The following is a 14,619-nucleotide window of genomic DNA, read 5'->3' as shown; positions in this document are numbered from 1 at the left end:
TCATCGGTCCCCTCACATCCGGAAGACGCCGAACTGGGGGTCACCCAGGGGCGCGTTGGCGCATGCGGTCAGCGCGAGGCCCACCACCTGGCGGGTCTCCATCGGGTCGATGACCCCGTCGTCCCAGAGCCGGGCCGTGGCGTAGTAGGCGCTGCCCTGGGTCTCGTACTGCTCGCGGATCGGGGCCTTGAAGGCCGCTTCCTCCTCCGCGCTCCACGCGTCGCCGAGCTGGTCGCGCTTGACCGTGGCGAGCACCGAGGCGGCCTGTTCGCCGCCCATGACGGAGATCTTGGCGTTGGGCCACATCCACATGAAGCGGGGGGAGTAGGCCCGGCCGCACATCGAGTAGTTGCCGGCCCCGTACGAGCCGCCGACGACCACGGTCAGCTTCGGCACCCGGGTGCAGGCGACGGCCGTCACCATCTTGGCGCCGTGCTTGGCGATGCCGCCGGCCTCGTAGTCGCGGCCGACCATGAAGCCGGAGATGTTCTGCAGGAACAGCAGCGGGATGCCGCGCTGGTCGCACAGCTCGATGAAGTGCGCGCCCTTCTGGGCGGACTCGGAGAACAGGATGCCGTTGTTGGCGACGATCCCGACCGGGTGTCCGTGGATCCGGGCGAAGCCGGTGACCAGCGTCTGCCCGAACTCGGCCTTGAACTCCTGGAAGCGGGAGCCGTCCACGAGCCGCGCGATGATCTCGCGGGCGTCGTACGGGGTGCGCGAGTCCACCGGCACCGCGCCGTACAGCCCCGCCGGGTCGACCTTCGGCTCCTCGGCCGGCTGCACCGACCAGGGCAGCGGCCCGCGCTCGGGCAGGGTGGCGACGATGTTCCGGACGATCCGCAGGGCGTGCGCGTCGTCCTCGGCGAGGTGGTCGGTGACACCGGAGGTCCGCGAGTGGACCTCGCCGCCGCCCAGCTCCTCGGCGGTGACGACCTCGCCGGTCGCGGCCTTCACCAGCGGCGGGCCGCCGAGGAAGATCGTGCCCTGGTTCCGGACGATCACGGCCTCGTCGCTCATCGCGGGCACGTACGCGCCACCGGCCGTGCAGGACCCGAGGACGGCCGCGATCTGCGGAATCCCGGCGCCCGACAAGCGCGCCTGGTTGTAGAAGATCCGCCCGAAGTGCTCGCGGTCGGGGAAGACCTCGTCCTGCATCGGCAGGAACGCACCACCCGAATCGACCAGGTACAGGCAGGGGAGACGGTTCTCCAGCGCCACCTCCTGGGCGCGCAGGTGCTTCTTCACCGTCATCGGGTAGTACGTGCCGCCCTTGACGGTGGCGTCGTTGGCGACGATCACGCACTCGCGGCCGGAGACCCGGCCGATGCCCGCGATCACGCCGGCGGCGGGGGCCTGGTCGCCGTACATCCCGTTCGCGGCGAGCGGCGCCAGCTCCAGGAACGGCGAGCCGGGGTCGAGGAGGGTGTCGACCCGGTCCCGCGGCAGAAGCTTGCCGCGCGCGGTGTGCCGCGCCCGGGCCTTCTCGCCGCCGCCGAGCGCGGCCGCGGCGAGCTTGGCGCGCAGCGTCTCGGCCAGCTCGACGTGGGCCGCCTCGTTGGCCTGCCAGGCCTCCGACGCGGGATCCGCCGCGCTCGTCAGCACAGGTGCCTGCTGCATCGATCGAGCTCCCTTGCTCGGTTAATGAGCGTTAACGTATGTCGGCCAGGTTAACGACCGCTAACCGCGTTGTCTAGAATTCCTTTCATGAGCACCAGGACCGACGCCCTCACGCGCCGCGAGCAGATCCTCAAGGAGGCCGCCCGCCTCTTTGCCGAGCGCGGTTTCCACGGCGTCGGCGTGGACGAGATAGGAGCCGCCGTCGGCATCAGCGGCCCCGGCCTGTACCGGCACTTCGCGGGCAAGGACGCGATGCTCGCCGAACTGCTCGTCGGCATCAGCGAGCGGCTGCTCGACGGGGGCCGGCTGCGCGTGGAGGGCGCGGGCGGCGCCCCGCGCGAGGTGCTGGGCTCGCTGATCGACGGCCATATCGACTTCGCGCTCGACGACCGCCCACTCATCACCCTGCACGACCGGGAGCTGGACCGCCTGCGCGACGAGGACCGCAAGCGGGTCCGCCAGCTCCAGCGGCGGTACGTGGAGCTGTGGGTGGCGGTGGTCCGCGAGCTGTACCCGGCGGCCGGCGAGGCGGAGGTCCGCGCGGCCGTGCACGCCGTCTTCGGCCTGCTCAACTCCACCCCGCACCTCGGTGCGCCGCTGGGCCGCAGCGCCATGGAGGAGCTGCTGAGGCGGCTGGCGAACGGGGCCTTCGACGCGCTGGCGGCGGAGTAGGCCGCGCGAATACCCGCCCGCGCGGGTCCGGAAACCGGAACGATTGCTCGTGAACGGTCGGACTCGGTCACAATGAGTCGCATGCCGATACTCAGTCGTGACGCCCTCGTCGAGCAACTGATCCGCACCCGTATCGCCGGAGACGTCGCCACCCCGCGGGACAACAACCTCTCCCACTACCGCAAGCTCGCCAACGGCGACCGGCACTACTGGCTGGGCCTGGAGCTGGGCGACCGCTGGGCCGACGAGCAGGACGTCCTCGCCGTCATGGCCGAACGGTGCGGCGTCAACGACGACCCGGCGCACCGCTTCGGCCAGGACACCATCGACCCCGAGCTGACCGTCGACGCCCTGGACCGCGCCGCGGCCCGCCTGCGCAAGGCGGCCGCCGGCCGGGAACGCGTCCTCTTCGCGACCGGCCACCCCGGCTCCCTGATCGACCTGCACAGCCGCACCGCCGCCGCGCTGCGCGCCGCCGGCTGCGACATCGTCCGCATCCCCGGCGGTCTGACCGCCGACGAGGGGTACGTGGTCCAGTTCGCCGACGTCTCCCTCTTCGAGCGCGGCGCGAGCCTGTGGCACACCCATTCGCCCGAGCCGATGAACGCGATCCTCGACGCGCTGGAGGCCGAGGGCAGCCCGCGCCCCGACCTGGTGGTCGCCGACCACGGCTGGGCGGGCCGGGCGGCCCAGCGCGGCATCGACGCGATCGGCTACGCGGACTGCAACGACCCGGCGCTCTTCCTCGCCGAGGCGGAGGGCACGCTCCAGGTCGCGATCCCGCTGGACGACCACGTCGTCGACCCCCGCTACTACGAGCCGCTGACGGAATACCTCCTGAACGCGGCGGGCCTGACACTCTGACGCGCACGCCGAGCCGGTCCCCGCGCCACCGCCCGGGTCACGGCGCCGGCGGCGCGTCCGGCTGCCGCGCCCGCCCCAGTCCCGGCGTCGGATCCAGATACACCCGCCGCACGGCGGGAAAGCGCTCCCGGATCTGCTCCTCGGCCTCCTCGCAGGCCCATTCGACCTGCGCGGCCGAGGCGACGTCGCGGAAGTCCACCTTCGCCGCGACGAGGAACTCGTCCGGCCCCTGGATCAGCGTGGTCAGCTCCAGCACGTCCACGATGTGCGGCACCGACAGCAGCTCCGCGCGGATGCCCTCCCGCATCGGCACCGGCAGCGGCCGGCCGATGAGCAGTTCGGCGTTGGACCGGCCGAGCACCCAGGCCACGTACACCAGGAGCACGCCGATGAGGATCGACGCGATGCCGTCCCAGCCGTCCCAGCCGGTGAGCTCCGAGCCCAGCAGGCCGCCGGCCGCCAGCATCAGCCCCGAGAGGGCGGCGGAGTCCTCCATCACCACGGCCTTCACCGTCGTGTCGGGGGTACGGCGCAGATAGCGGGCGAACGGGGTCCGCGCCCGCTCCGCCTCGCCCCGCACCTGCCGGACGGCGGTGCGCAGCGAGAAACCCTCCAGGACGAAGGCGACGGCGAGCACCACGTACGAGACGAGCGGATCGCCCAGCTCCTCGCCGTACGCGAGGGTGCGGATGCCGTCGTAGAGCGAGAAGACCGCGCCGCCGACGAAGGTGGCGACGGAGGCGAGCAGCGCCCAGACGTAGCGCTCGTTGGCGTACCCGAGCGGATGGTCCTCGTCGGCGGGCCGCGCACTGCGCTTCAGTGCGGTGAGGAGCATGACCTCGGTGACGGTGTCGGCGACCGAATGGGCCGCCTCGGAGAGCATCGCGCTCGATCCGCTGACGACCCCGGCAACCGCCTTGGCGGCGGCGATGCCGAGGTTCGCCGCCGCAGCCACGATCACTGTGAAGGCGCTCTCGCCCTGTTCCGCCATGAATCGGACGGTATGCCCGGCCGTCAGCGCGGGACGCGAACGACACCCTCCTGGATGACCGAGATCGCCAGCCGGCCGTCCCGGGTGAAGATCCGGGCCTGACCGAGCCCCCGCCCGCCGGAGGCGGTCGGCGACTCCTGGTCGTAGAGCAGCCACTCGTCGGCCCGGAAGGGCCGGTGGAACCACATCGCGTGGTCCAGGGACGCCCCGACCACGTCGCCGACGGCCCAGCCGCCGCGCCCGTGGGCGAGCAGGATCGAGTCGAGCAGCGTCATGTCGGAGACATAGGTGGCGAGCACGACATGCAGCAGGGGATCGTCGGCGAGCTTCCCGTTGGTCCGGAACCACACCTGCGAGCGCGGCTCGCGGGGCTGCCCGACCGTGCCCCACGGGGGCGTCTCGGCGTACCGCAGATCGACCGCCGCACGGGCCTCGATCAGCCTGTCCGCGACCTCGCGGGGAAGGTGCCGGGGCAGCATCTCGGCGGGACTGGGAAGCGACTCGGGATCCGGGGCGTCCGGCATCTCGGCCTGATGGTCGAGCCCGTCCTCGTACGCCTGGAACGACGCCGACAGATGAAAGATCGGCTGCCCGTGCTGAACGGCCACGACCCGCCGGGTCGTGAAGGACCGCCCGTCGCGAATGCGGTCCACGGTGTAGACGATCGGCGCGCCGGGGTCGCCGGGGCGCAGGAAGTACGCGTGCAGGCTGTGCGCGAGCCGGTTTTCGGGGACGGTCCGCCCGGCCGCCACCAGCGCCTGGGCGGCCACCTGGCCGCCGAAGACGCGGGGAACAAGGGCGGACCGGGACTCGCCCCGGAAGATGTCCTGCTCGATCCGCTCCAGATCGAGCAGATCGAGCAGGCCATCCAGTGCACCAGGTGCTTCGGGCACTTACAGACCCATCGACTTGGCGATGATCGTCTTCATGATCTCGCTGGTGCCGCCGTAGATGCGGTTGACGCGGTTGTCCGCGTACAGGCGGGCGATCGGGTACTCGTTCATGTACCCGTAGCCGCCGTGCAGCTGGAGGCAGCGGTCGATCACGCGGTGCGCGACCTCGGTGCAGAAGAGCTTCGCGCTCGCGGCCTCGGCCGGGGTCAGCTCGCCCGCGTCCAGGGCCTCCAGGGCGCGGTCGGCGACGGCCTCGGCGGCGTCCACCTCGGCCTGGCAGGCGGCCAGCTCGAACTTGGTGTTCTGGAAGTGCGCGACCGGCTTGCCGAAGACCGTCCGGTCCGTCACGTACTGCTGGGCGAACCGCACCGCGGCCTTGGCCTGCGCGTACGCGCCGAAGGCGATGCCCCAGCGCTCGGAGGCGAGGTTGTGGCCCAGGTAGTAGAAGCCCTTGCCCTCCTCGCCGAGCAGGTCCTCGACGGGCACCTTCACGTCGACGAACGCCAGCTCGGCGGTGTCGGAGGTGCGCAGACCGAGCTTGTCCAGCTTGCGGCCGATGGAGTAGCCCTCGGACTTGGTGTCCACGGCGAACAGCGAGATGCCGAACCGGCGGTCTTCGGCCGACGGAGCCGACGTACGGGCGCAGACGATCACACGGTCGGCGTGCACGCCACCCGTGATGAAGGTCTTGGCGCCGTTGAGGACGTAGTGGGTGCCGTCCTCGGAGAGCTTGGCGGTGGTCTTCATGCCCGCGACGTCGGAGCCGGTGCCCGGCTCGGTCATGGCGAGCGCCCACATCTCCTCACCGGTGACGAACTTCGGCAGGAAACGCTTCTTCTGCTCGTCGTCGGCCAGCATCTTGATGTACGGAAGGGCGAGCAGCACGTGCACGCCGGACCCGCCGAACTGCACGCCGGCGCGCGAGGTCTCCTCGTACAGCACGGCCTCGAACTTGTGCGTGTCCAGACCCGCGCCGCCGAACTCCTCGGGCACGTTGATCCCGAAGATGCCCAGCTCACCGAGCTTGGCGTAGAAGTCGCGCGGGGCCTGGCCGGCCGCGAACCACTCGTCGTAGACGGGGACGACCTCGGCCTCGATGAACGCCCGGATGGTCTCCCGGAACGCCTCGTGGTCCTCGTTGAATACGGTACGGCGCACGGCCGCCCCTCCTTGTCTAAGCGCTTGCTCAGCGTACGTCCCTCGAAGTTACCCGCCAGTCTTCAGCGCTGTCCAGAAGCCCCGGACGTAGCGCCGGTCACAACGCGGGGCAGTCTGGGTCCGGGCGACGCTCAGCAGGCGATGCCCTGAGAGCGCAGCCAGTCGCACTGCGTCTCGCCGGACGTCTTGCCTCCGTCGTACGCGCGCGGATCCCGGTAGCCGGGGCCGACGGGTTCGTGCTTCTCGTAGACACCGTCCCCGTCGAGGTCGCCGCCGTTCGGGTCGATCGTGCCGCCGGGGTTGCGGCAGTTCGGTCGGTCGGCGGGGTCGGTGGTGCAGACGCCGCGACCGCCGTCCTCCTGGGGCTGAGCCGCCTTCTCCTGCGCTGCCTTTTCGCGTGCGGTCTTGTCTGCGGCCGCGTGCTGGGTCGTGGCCTGGGCCTGGAGACTCTCGCTCAATGGGCGGGCCTCGGCCATGAGGGAGACTGTGGCTTTCTGCTGCTCCTGCGGTGCGGGTGCTGGGGAATCCGATCCGCAACCTACGAGAGAGAAGGACAGGAGGCAGGCGGCTGCGATCAGGCTGAAGGCGAACCGCACCGGTTTCCGTGTGCCGCGGTTGGCGTTCATCGTGCCCCCATTGGCTGATTCAGGAGCTTGCTGTAAACGCTACGGCCTGGAACGAGCCGATGTCATTCATGACCATTACCCTGGCCGCGGAGAGGGGGCAGCATGCTGCTGAGATTCCGTACGGCGAACGTGCGGTCACTACGCGATGAGCAGGAGCTGACGTTCGTCGCGTCCGATGATGAACCGAGCGCCGCGGCTAGGCCGGTCGCGCTCGTCAGCAGCGGTTCGCTGGCCGTGCTCCCACTGATCGGCATCTTCGGAGCCAACGCCTCCGGCAAGTCGAACGTTCTAGCCGCGATGACGGACATGCGAGCCGCTGTCCTGAACTCGTACGCCCGCTGGGCGGCCTTCGACGGAACCGCGCGCACCCCCTTCGCTCTGGACAGAAAGGAGGGGGACGAGTCGCCCAGCTTCTTCGAGGTGGACCTCGTCCTCGACGGCGTGCGCTGGACGTACGGCTTCGAGCTCGGCGCGGAGCGCGTCGAAGCCGAGTGGCTGCACAGCTACCCCCGAGGCCATCGTCAGGTCTGGCTGGACCGTGACGCCTCCCGGACCAAGGTCTACGACTGGCCCGGCAGCAGGGTGAAGGACCGTGCTGGTCTTGAGCGACGCACCCGCCCCAACGCACTGCTGCTGTCCACGGCCGGCACGGACAACCACCCACAGCTGACCCCGCTCTTCCACTGGTTCCGCCGCAACCTCTGGCTGATCAACCCGGAGGACGAGCGTCAGCAGCGCGAGGCCTTCACGACCCGGGAACTGACCGGCAGTCGCGCCCGCCGCATCAATGAACTGCTGCGGGTCGCGGACCTCGGCATCACCGGTGCGGAGATCGTGCAGGAGGGCCGCGGGCCCGCCACAGTCAAGCTCACCCACCGCTCTGCCGCAGGAGACGTGGCCTTCGACTGGACCCAGGAGTCCTTCGGCACCCGCTCCTGGTTCGCCCTGCTCGGCCCCCTGCTCCTCGCCCTCGACGAAGGCGCCGTCCTGCTCGTCGACGAACTGGACGCCAGCCTCCACCCGCGTTTCGCCGCGGAGGTCGTCCGGCTGTTCCACGACCCGCAGGCGAACCCGCGGGGGGCGCAGCTTGTCTTCACGTCACATGATCCTTCCGTGCTCAGCACCCCTAGTGGTGGTCGGCTGCTTGAGCCCGGTCAGGTGTGGCTCACGGAGAAAGACAAGGACGGCGCGACCGACCTCTACCCGCTGACGGCGGCGTCCCCCGGCGAGGACGAGGACTTGATGAGGTCCTACCTGGCGGGCGCGTTCGGCGCGGTCCCCTCCCTGCTGGAGGGGCAGATCGCACGGCGGCTGCTCGCGGCGAACGAACAGGAACGCGAGTACGAGGCGGAGCGGAGCGGTAGCTGATGGCGCGCACGAGGGGGAAGGACTCGCTGGGCCCCGCGAAGAAGGGCGAGCGGCGTCGGAAGGTCGTGCACGTCTTCACCGAGGGCAGGGTGACCGAACCCGAGTACATCAAGATCGTCCGAGAGCGGGCGGGCGTCAACGGCATCGAGGTCCGCATCGCCAACCAGTCGGCCCCCGGCTCGCAGCGCAAGCCGATCAAGCTCGTCGAGGCGGCGGTGCGGCTGATGCGCGAGGAGACGCGAGCGGCCAAGCGCAGCGGCCTGGAGAAGAAGTACTGGCCGGCGGTCTGGTGCCTGTTCGACCGCGATCAGCACGATCAGGTCGATGCGGCACTGAAGGAGGCCCGGGAGGGCGGAGTCGAGGTCGCCTTCTCGCACCCGTGCTTCGAGGTCTGGCGACTGCTCCACCACAAGCCGGTGACCGGCACCTTCGGCGGCGTGTGTGAGATGGCTGCTGACAGGCTGCCCTTCGCGGGCAGCGCGGCGAACATCAAGAACGTGCTGCCGGAGCAGATCCCCGAAGACAGCTTCGCCGATGCGAAGCGGCGGGCGCAGAAGATGAACGAGGCACATAAGGATCATGTGCCGAAGAGCCTGCGCGATCCGTACACCGATGTCTTCAAGTTCGTCGAGAACGGGCTCGGGATCACCACGTACTGACGGAAGCGGACCGGTTCGCGGCGATGGTTTCCGTCCGGGCCCAGGATCGCCGTAGGGTTCCTACGTCATATCGGGACGTAGGGAAGACGGATACGTGGCCAAGCTCACGCTCGCGCAGTTGGAGCGCCATCTCTTCGCCGCCGCGGACATCCTCCGCGGCACGATGGACGCCTCCGAGTACAAGGACTACATCTTCGGTCTGCTCTTCCTGAAGCGGGCCAACGACGAGTTCGAGGCGGCACGCGAGCGGATCAGGGAGCAAGCGGGGAGCGAGCTGGGGATGACGGGGGAGCTGCTGGAGAGCTTCCTGGAGGACGCAGCCCCGTACAGCGACCGTGGTGTTCTCTTCGTCCCCAAGAACGCCCGCTGGAAGTGGATCTCTTCCGGCACTCACAACATCAACGAGGAGCGGCTGCGGCCCGCGCTCCAGGCCCTTGAAGGCCAGAATGCCAAGCTCAAGGGCCTCTTCGACCAACTCGACTTCAACCGCATCGGCGGCTCGGGCGCCGCTGCGGGCGCGGCGAAGCTCGCCGACCAGCGACTGAAGCTGCTGATCGGGCATTTCGGACGCATGCGGCTGCGGACGGAGGACTTCGAGTTCCCCGACCTGATCGGCGCCGCGTACGAGTACCTGATCAAGGAGTTCGCGGACTCGGCCGGCCGCAAGGGCGGCGAGTTCTACACCCCGCGCGCGGTCGTCCGCATGATGGTCGAGCTGCTGAACCCAAGTTCAGGCTCACGGATCTACGACCCGTGCGTCGGCTCGGGCGGCATGCTCATCCACGCCAAGGAGTACGTGGAGGAGCACGGCGGGGACGCCACGGACATGTTCTTCGCAGGCCAGGACGCCAACAGCGGGTCCTGGATCATGTCCACAATGAACATGGTGCTGCACGGTGTCAGCACCCGCTTCGACCTGCGGACGGGCGACACGCTCTCGGAGCCGGCGCATGCGCCGAAGTCGGACGCGGATCGCTTCGACGGCGTGCTGAGCAATCCGCCGTTTTCCATGGACTACGAGTACGAGCACTACCGGCACAAGGCCGACCGCGCGAAGTACGGCGCGACGAGCGAGCGCGGCAAAGCCGACCTGATGTTCCTCCAGCACATGCTGTGGATGACCAAGCAGGAGGGGCGCGGCGGCATGGTGATCACGGTCATGCCGCATGGTGTGCTGTTCCGGGGCGGCGGCGAGCGGGACATCCGCGCCGAGCTGATCGAGAAGGACGCGATCGAGGCGGTCATCGGCCTGGCCCCGAACCTCTTCTATGGCACGGGCATCCCCGCGTGCATCCTGGTACTCCGCCCGCCGGGCAAGAAAGGCCCGAAGCACGATGGCCAGGTTCTGTTCGTCAACGCGGACCGCGAGTACCACGCGGAGCGGGCGCAGAACGTGCTGCTTCCCGAGCACGCGGAGAAGATCGTCACCACGTTCCGTGAGTACGAGGACGTGCCCGGCTTCGCGCGGGTGGTGAAGCGCGAGGAGCTGCGGGAGAACGAATACAACCTCAACATCCGCCGCTACGTGGACAACACGCCCCCGCCGGAGCCGCAGGATGTGCGGGCGCACCTCGTGGGCGGGATGCCGAGGGTGGAGATCGAGGCGAAGAAGGAACTGCTCGACGCGTACGTGATCGGCCTGGACGACCTGTTCGCGGAGCGGGAGCCGGCGGACCCGGCGTACGTGGACTTCCTGCCGGAGGGGCAGCGCCCGGACGCTGCCCGGCTGGCCGAACTGGCCCGCCCCCGCGAGGAGGTGCTGCGGGTGGCGTTCGCCAAGTGGTGGGACGAGGAGGCCCGGCACCTGGAGGCGGTGGCCGCGACGCCTGAGCGGCTCGAGGAGCTGACCGCCTCGGAGCGCAAGGCGGCGCTGATGGCCGTACGCGGTTCGCTGATCGAGTCGTTCGTGCAGCGGCTCAGTGGCATCGGCCTGCTCGACCGCTACGCGCTGGCGGGCGCGGTGGCCGGCTGGTGGTACGAGGCGAAGTACGACTTGCTGGCGCTGTCGGAGAACGGCTTCGCGGGGGTCCTGGACGGATGGGTCGAGAACGTCGAGACGCTGCTCGCACCCGAACAGGACCCGAAGACGAAGAAGCTGCGCAAGCGGACGACTGCGGAACGGCGTCAGGCGTACGACCACAAGGTGGTCGCGGCGATCGTCCCTGAGTTCCTGACGGAACTGGCCGAGGCGGACGCTCGGAAGGCGGAGCTCGACGCGCGTTGGAAGGAACTCAACGCGGAGACGGAGCCGTCGGAGGACGGTGAGCACGGGGACGGGGAGGACGCGCCCACGCGCGAGCAGGTCGAGCTGAGCGTCGAGGAACTCGCCGAGCTGGCGCACGTGAAGAAGGAGCGCACGAAGGCGACGGCCCGGATCAAGAAACTTGAGGCGGAGTTCTGGTTCACCCCGTGGCCGGACCCAGCGAAGCTGGCGGAGGACCCGCCGAGGCTGATCGCGGCCAGGAAGCGCTACGCGGAGGACCCAGAGGGGGAGCACCGGGTGGTGCTGGAGCTGCTGCGGGACGATCTGGCGGGGAAGCTGGACGGGCATGTGGTGCGGCGTCGGCGGGAGTTGGTCGATGTGTGTGGGGTGTGGGCGGACAAGTACGCGGTATCGCTGGGCGAGATCCGACGTCGGCGAGATGCGTCGGCTACTCGGTTGGACCGATTCCTGGAAGGGTTCGGGAATGAATAGGACCTTGGCGTGGCCCAGCACGTTTCTCGGTGAGATCTTTTGCCTGGAGAAGAGGGTGGTATTTCCTGGCGGCTCTCCGAAAAGGGCATTCCTTCATCATAGCTTGCCGAGCTATGATGAGTCGGGCGGCCCTTGTGAGCAGCTGGGCGCGGAGATTGAGAGCCAGAAGTTCCTGATCGACCGACCTTGCATCCTTGTGTCGAAATTGAATCCCAGGATTTCGCGAGTGGAAGCCGTTGGAGCGCCTCGTGCTGACGGAACGGAAGTTGCTTCTACCGAATACATGGTGTTCATTCCGAGGGTTGATTGCGGGCAGCTCGTTCATCTCCCTTTCTATGCCGGGCTATTCGCAAGTAGGTCCTTCCGTTCGCAGCTAATGGCGGTAGCGACTGGAACGACGGGAAGTCACACGAGGGTCCGCCCCAGCGAGACGCTTGGATGGACGGTTGTCCTGCCTCCTCCGGGTGAGCAGCGGCGTGTCGCCGAGATCCTCGACGCGGTCTCGGCACAGGAGCGAGCCATCGAGGTGTCGATCGCGAAGTTGCGTAGTATGCGTCAGGGAGCCCTCCTGGCTGCCATGGCCCCCATTGGGGTTGGGGAGCCTCCGGAGGGGTGGGCTCGGGTGCCGCTCAAAGATATTGTGCCGAAGGCCGAGTACGGCGTTTCTGAGGCTCTGGACCGCGATTCGCGGGGGATTCCCGTTCTTCGGATGAACAACCTCGAAGGCGGGCGACCCGAATTGTCGGACCTGCGGTACAGCCCCGTCTCCGTACCCGCCAAGCTTGAACTCAAGTGCGGCGATGTGCTGTTCAACCGGACCAACAGCATTGACCACATCGGGAAGTCAGGGATGTGGAGGGGCGAGTTGCCGAAGGCTTCGTTCGCCTCCTATCTGGTGCGTATCAACCCGGACGTATCCCGACTGATTCCTGAGTACCTCGTCGAGTGGCTCATGCACCCGACGGTCCGTCAGCGGGTGAGGTCGATCTCGACCGTCGCGGTTCAGCAGGTCAATGTGAATCCGACCCGGCTCCGTGAGCTCGAAATCGATCTGCCGACGGAACTGGCCGAACAGCGACGCATCGTCGACTCGCTATACGCATGCGATACCCAGATCTCAGCAGAGCGTGAAGAACTGGCCAAGCTGCGTGCGCTGAGGCTGGGCCTAGTCGACAACCTGCTGAATGGGAAAGCGTGAGGCGGCGACCCAACGTGCCGTCAAGCGGGGTGGTTGGCGTTCTTGAGGGCGGCGACGAAGGACGACCAGCCAGCCGTTGTGAAGATCAGCGCGGGACCGTGCGGGGTCTTGGAGTCGCGGACCGGGACGCCTGACGGGTAGTCGTCCAGGACCTCGACGCAGCTGCCGGCGTCGGACCCGCTGTGGGAGGACTTGCGCCAGCCGGTCAGCCGGGATGTGTCCGGGATGCTGCGCTTAGCCATGATCGTCGTGGTCCTTTGCTGCTGCTTTCATGAGGGCGAGCGACTCCTTCAACGGCAGTGCGTCGCTCAAGGCAAGATCGTAGGCACCTTGCAGCTGTTCGACCAGGGCTGGGGTGTCGTGCACTCTGCCGATGTGTAGCCCCTCGGTATAGGCGACCGGCGGCTGGTCTTCGAACCACATCAGCGTCAGCATGCTCTGCAGCAAAGGGTGGTATCCAAGGGGCAGCGGCAGGATGTGCACGCGTACGCGCTTGCACTCCGCCAGGCGGATGAGATGCATGAGCTGCTCCGCCATCACCTCAGCATTGCCGATCGGACGCCGGAGCACTGCCTCGTCGAGCAGCGCCCACACTACGGGTGTCACGGGGTTGGCTAGGACCTTGCCTCGCTTCAGGCGTGTGACGACGGTCCTGTCACATTCCTCTTCACTCCAGGGAGGGAAGGCGGAGCCCAGAACCGCACGCGCGTACCGCTCTGTTTGGAGGATGCCGGGCACGAAGGAGAGGGCGAACTCTCTGATGGCCGTCGCCTGTTGTTCGAGATCGAGCGCCGCTGCGAAGTGGTCCGCGACCGCCACGTCCTCCTGGGGCAGGAAGCTGCTCAGCACATCCCCCGTGCCCAGCGCCCTGTCCAGTCTTCTCGCGTCCTCCTTCGACGGGATGCGGCGGCCCGCCTCGATGTGGGCGATGTGGGAGCGGGTCATGATCGCGGCGTCGGCCAGTTCCTGCTGCGTGAGGCCGGCAGCTTCACGTTGGGCCCTCAACCATTCCCCATAGGTGTTGCTCATCGTCAACTCCCTTGCGACAAAGGCTCTGTCACATCGAAACCCCTGTTCAGGGTAGCCCGGACGGTCCCATGCTGTGAGTGGGTCGCTACACAGCGAAGTTCCGTCGGCGGTGACCGGCTCAGCGGGCACCCGCGCACATGAGACCCCCGCAACCGCGCGAACGGTCCGGGGGCGTGGCCCTCAACTAACCAGGAGTTGACGACGTGTTGCACTGTATCGCTCGAATGCTCGACCCGCTTCTGCGGCTCCTGTGGCCCCCGCTGGCCACGAACCACCGCCCCACGCCACCCCACTCGGCCCGGCCCACCCGCGCTCCCTCCCCGTACTACCGAGGCGGGGACAGCCCCCTCGTCCGTCCTTACCTCCTCGCCCATGAGCGCCGTCAGGCGGAGGTCCGCCGACAGAGGGCCCGGCGACGGGCACTCTGGCTCGCGCTCCACGGCGTCGACGTCGGCCCCCACGTCATCCACGGACGGCGGGTGACGGCATGAACCGTCACACCACACAACCAATGCGCCTGCTTCCCTGGGTCGGGGCCGAGGGCAAGCCCTGCTACCTCATCGGCGACGGCACCGGCTACGTGTCCCGCCTCGCCGACAACATCGAGAGCGTGCAACTCGGCATGGCCGTCGACCTCCTCGACCACACCGACGACCTGCTGAGCGATCGCTCCGCCACCCCCGAGCAGCTCCGCTACGGCATCGCCCGCCTGGCAGAGTCCCTGCGCCACGTGCACGGCATCGCCCGGAGCCGGGGCGCTCGGCTCACCGGGTAGGCCCCGTCGCGGCTGGAAACCTCGCCTGCCGTCCGCCCATCCCCCAGAATGGATCACCAGACGGGGCGCGG

General features: G+C 68.6%; 14 protein-coding genes. 7 read left to right on the top strand and 7 right to left on the bottom strand.

Annotated features, from left to right (window positions below; translation table 11 throughout):
* Positions 1-12: 12 nt before the first annotated feature.
* Positions 13-1,620, bottom strand: coding sequence for a carboxyl transferase domain-containing protein (locus tag ACGFMM_RS21220; RefSeq protein ID WP_393647936.1), 1,608 nt, complete (start codon positions 1,618-1,620; stop codon positions 13-15).
* An 87-nt stretch (positions 1,621-1,707) separates the two neighbouring features.
* On the opposite strand from ACGFMM_RS21220, the gene ACGFMM_RS21215 reads away from it, so the two are divergent.
* Both ACGFMM_RS21215 and ACGFMM_RS21210 read left to right on the top strand, forming a co-directional pair.
* Positions 1,708-2,292 carry a TetR/AcrR family transcriptional regulator gene (locus ACGFMM_RS21215; RefSeq protein WP_393647935.1) on the top strand — a complete coding sequence of 195 codons (585 nt, stop codon included), beginning with the start codon at positions 1,708-1,710 and terminating at the stop codon, positions 2,290-2,292.
* An 81-nt stretch (positions 2,293-2,373) separates the two neighbouring features.
* Positions 2,374-3,156, top strand: coding sequence for a phosphatase (locus ACGFMM_RS21210; RefSeq protein WP_393647934.1), 783 nt, complete (start codon positions 2,374-2,376; stop codon positions 3,154-3,156).
* 37 nt (positions 3,157-3,193) lie between these two features.
* On the opposite strand, the gene ACGFMM_RS21205 is transcribed toward ACGFMM_RS21210, so the two are convergent.
* From ACGFMM_RS21205 to ACGFMM_RS21190, 4 genes are all read right to left on the bottom strand, one after another.
* A complete protein-coding gene (locus tag ACGFMM_RS21205) occupies positions 3,194-4,147 on the bottom strand; it encodes a cation diffusion facilitator family transporter (protein ID WP_393647933.1) in 954 nt (317 codons plus the stop codon).
* Positions 4,148-4,170: 23 nt separating this feature from the next.
* A complete protein-coding gene (tesB, locus tag ACGFMM_RS21200) occupies positions 4,171-5,040 on the bottom strand; it encodes an acyl-CoA thioesterase II (protein ID WP_393647932.1) in 870 nt (289 codons plus the stop codon).
* Positions 5,041-6,198, bottom strand: coding sequence for an acyl-CoA dehydrogenase family protein (locus tag ACGFMM_RS21195; protein WP_393647931.1), 1,158 nt, complete (start codon positions 6,196-6,198; stop codon positions 5,041-5,043).
* 131 nt (positions 6,199-6,329) lie between these two features.
* The gene (locus ACGFMM_RS21190) at positions 6,330-6,674 is read right to left on the bottom strand and encodes a hypothetical protein (protein WP_393647930.1); all 345 of its coding nucleotides are present in this window, start codon (positions 6,672-6,674) and stop codon (positions 6,330-6,332) included.
* Positions 6,675-6,926: 252 nt separating this feature from the next.
* Between ACGFMM_RS21190 and ACGFMM_RS21185 the strand changes: the two genes are divergently transcribed.
* The 4 genes from ACGFMM_RS21185 (at position 6,927) to ACGFMM_RS21170 (ending at position 12,744) form a co-directional block, all read left to right on the top strand.
* Positions 6,927-8,192 (top strand): ATP/GTP-binding protein, encoded by a 1,266-nt coding sequence (locus ACGFMM_RS21185; RefSeq protein WP_393647929.1) that lies wholly within the window; start codon positions 6,927-6,929, stop codon positions 8,190-8,192.
* The gene (locus tag ACGFMM_RS21180; protein ID WP_393647928.1) at positions 8,192-8,851 is read left to right on the top strand and encodes an RloB family protein; all 660 of its coding nucleotides are present in this window, start codon (positions 8,192-8,194) and stop codon (positions 8,849-8,851) included. The genes ACGFMM_RS21185 and ACGFMM_RS21180 overlap by 1 nt, the downstream gene beginning before the upstream one ends.
* Before the next feature lie 94 nt (positions 8,852-8,945).
* Positions 8,946-11,546, top strand: coding sequence for an N-6 DNA methylase (locus ACGFMM_RS21175; protein WP_393647927.1), 2,601 nt, complete (start codon positions 8,946-8,948; stop codon positions 11,544-11,546).
* Positions 11,539-12,744 (top strand): restriction endonuclease subunit S, encoded by a 1,206-nt coding sequence (locus ACGFMM_RS21170; protein WP_393647926.1) that lies wholly within the window; start codon positions 11,539-11,541, stop codon positions 12,742-12,744. Before ACGFMM_RS21175 ends, ACGFMM_RS21170 begins: the two co-directional genes overlap by 8 nt.
* A gap of 20 nt (positions 12,745-12,764) precedes the next feature.
* Here ACGFMM_RS21170 and ACGFMM_RS21165 read toward each other — a convergent pair whose 3' ends face one another.
* Positions 12,765-12,986: a DUF397 domain-containing protein gene (locus ACGFMM_RS21165; protein WP_393647925.1), complete on the bottom strand. Its 222-nt coding sequence runs from the start codon at positions 12,984-12,986 to the stop codon at positions 12,765-12,767.
* Positions 12,979-13,773 carry a Scr1 family TA system antitoxin-like transcriptional regulator gene (locus ACGFMM_RS21160; protein ID WP_393647924.1) on the bottom strand — a complete coding sequence of 265 codons (795 nt, stop codon included), beginning with the start codon at positions 13,771-13,773 and terminating at the stop codon, positions 12,979-12,981. The genes ACGFMM_RS21165 and ACGFMM_RS21160 overlap by 8 nt, the downstream gene beginning before the upstream one ends.
* 487 nt (positions 13,774-14,260) lie before the next feature.
* On the opposite strand from ACGFMM_RS21160, the gene ACGFMM_RS21155 reads away from it, so the two are divergent.
* Positions 14,261-14,548: a hypothetical protein gene (locus ACGFMM_RS21155; RefSeq protein ID WP_393647923.1), complete on the top strand. Its 288-nt coding sequence runs from the start codon at positions 14,261-14,263 to the stop codon at positions 14,546-14,548.
* The last annotated feature ends 71 nt before the right edge of the window (positions 14,549-14,619 follow it).

It is taken from the genome of Streptomyces sp. NPDC048604, assembly GCF_043199435.1.
Taxonomy (GTDB): Bacteria; Actinomycetota; Actinomycetes; order Streptomycetales; family Streptomycetaceae; genus Streptomyces.
Note: the sequence above shows the minus strand (reverse complement) of the source record. Positions and strands in the feature narration are given on the sequence as shown.

What these genes read in the sequence shown, in the direction of transcription:
- ACGFMM_RS21220 (WP_393647936.1), bottom strand. Translation starts at nt 1,620, where the DNA reads ATGCAGCAGGCACCTGTGCTGACGAGCGCGGCGGATCCCGCGTCGGAG.
- ACGFMM_RS21215 (WP_393647935.1), top strand. Translation starts at nt 1,708, where the DNA reads ATGAGCACCAGGACCGACGCCCTCACGCGCCGCGAGCAGATCCTCAAG.
- ACGFMM_RS21210 (WP_393647934.1), top strand. Translation starts at nt 2,374, where the DNA reads ATGCCGATACTCAGTCGTGACGCCCTCGTCGAGCAACTGATCCGCACC.
- ACGFMM_RS21205 (WP_393647933.1), bottom strand. Translation starts at nt 4,147, where the DNA reads ATGGCGGAACAGGGCGAGAGCGCCTTCACAGTGATCGTGGCTGCGGCG.
- ACGFMM_RS21190 (WP_393647930.1), bottom strand. Translation starts at nt 6,674, where the DNA reads ATGGCCGAGGCCCGCCCATTGAGCGAGAGTCTCCAGGCCCAGGCCACG.
- ACGFMM_RS21185 (WP_393647929.1), top strand. Translation starts at nt 6,927, where the DNA reads ATGCTGCTGAGATTCCGTACGGCGAACGTGCGGTCACTACGCGATGAG.
- ACGFMM_RS21180 (WP_393647928.1), top strand. Translation starts at nt 8,192, where the DNA reads ATGGCGCGCACGAGGGGGAAGGACTCGCTGGGCCCCGCGAAGAAGGGC.
- ACGFMM_RS21170 (WP_393647926.1), top strand. Translation starts at nt 11,539, where the DNA reads ATGAATAGGACCTTGGCGTGGCCCAGCACGTTTCTCGGTGAGATCTTT.
- ACGFMM_RS21165 (WP_393647925.1), bottom strand. Translation starts at nt 12,986, where the DNA reads ATGGCTAAGCGCAGCATCCCGGACACATCCCGGCTGACCGGCTGGCGC.
- ACGFMM_RS21160 (WP_393647924.1), bottom strand. Translation starts at nt 13,773, where the DNA reads ATGAGCAACACCTATGGGGAATGGTTGAGGGCCCAACGTGAAGCTGCC.
- ACGFMM_RS21155 (WP_393647923.1), top strand. Translation starts at nt 14,261, where the DNA reads ATGAACCGTCACACCACACAACCAATGCGCCTGCTTCCCTGGGTCGGG.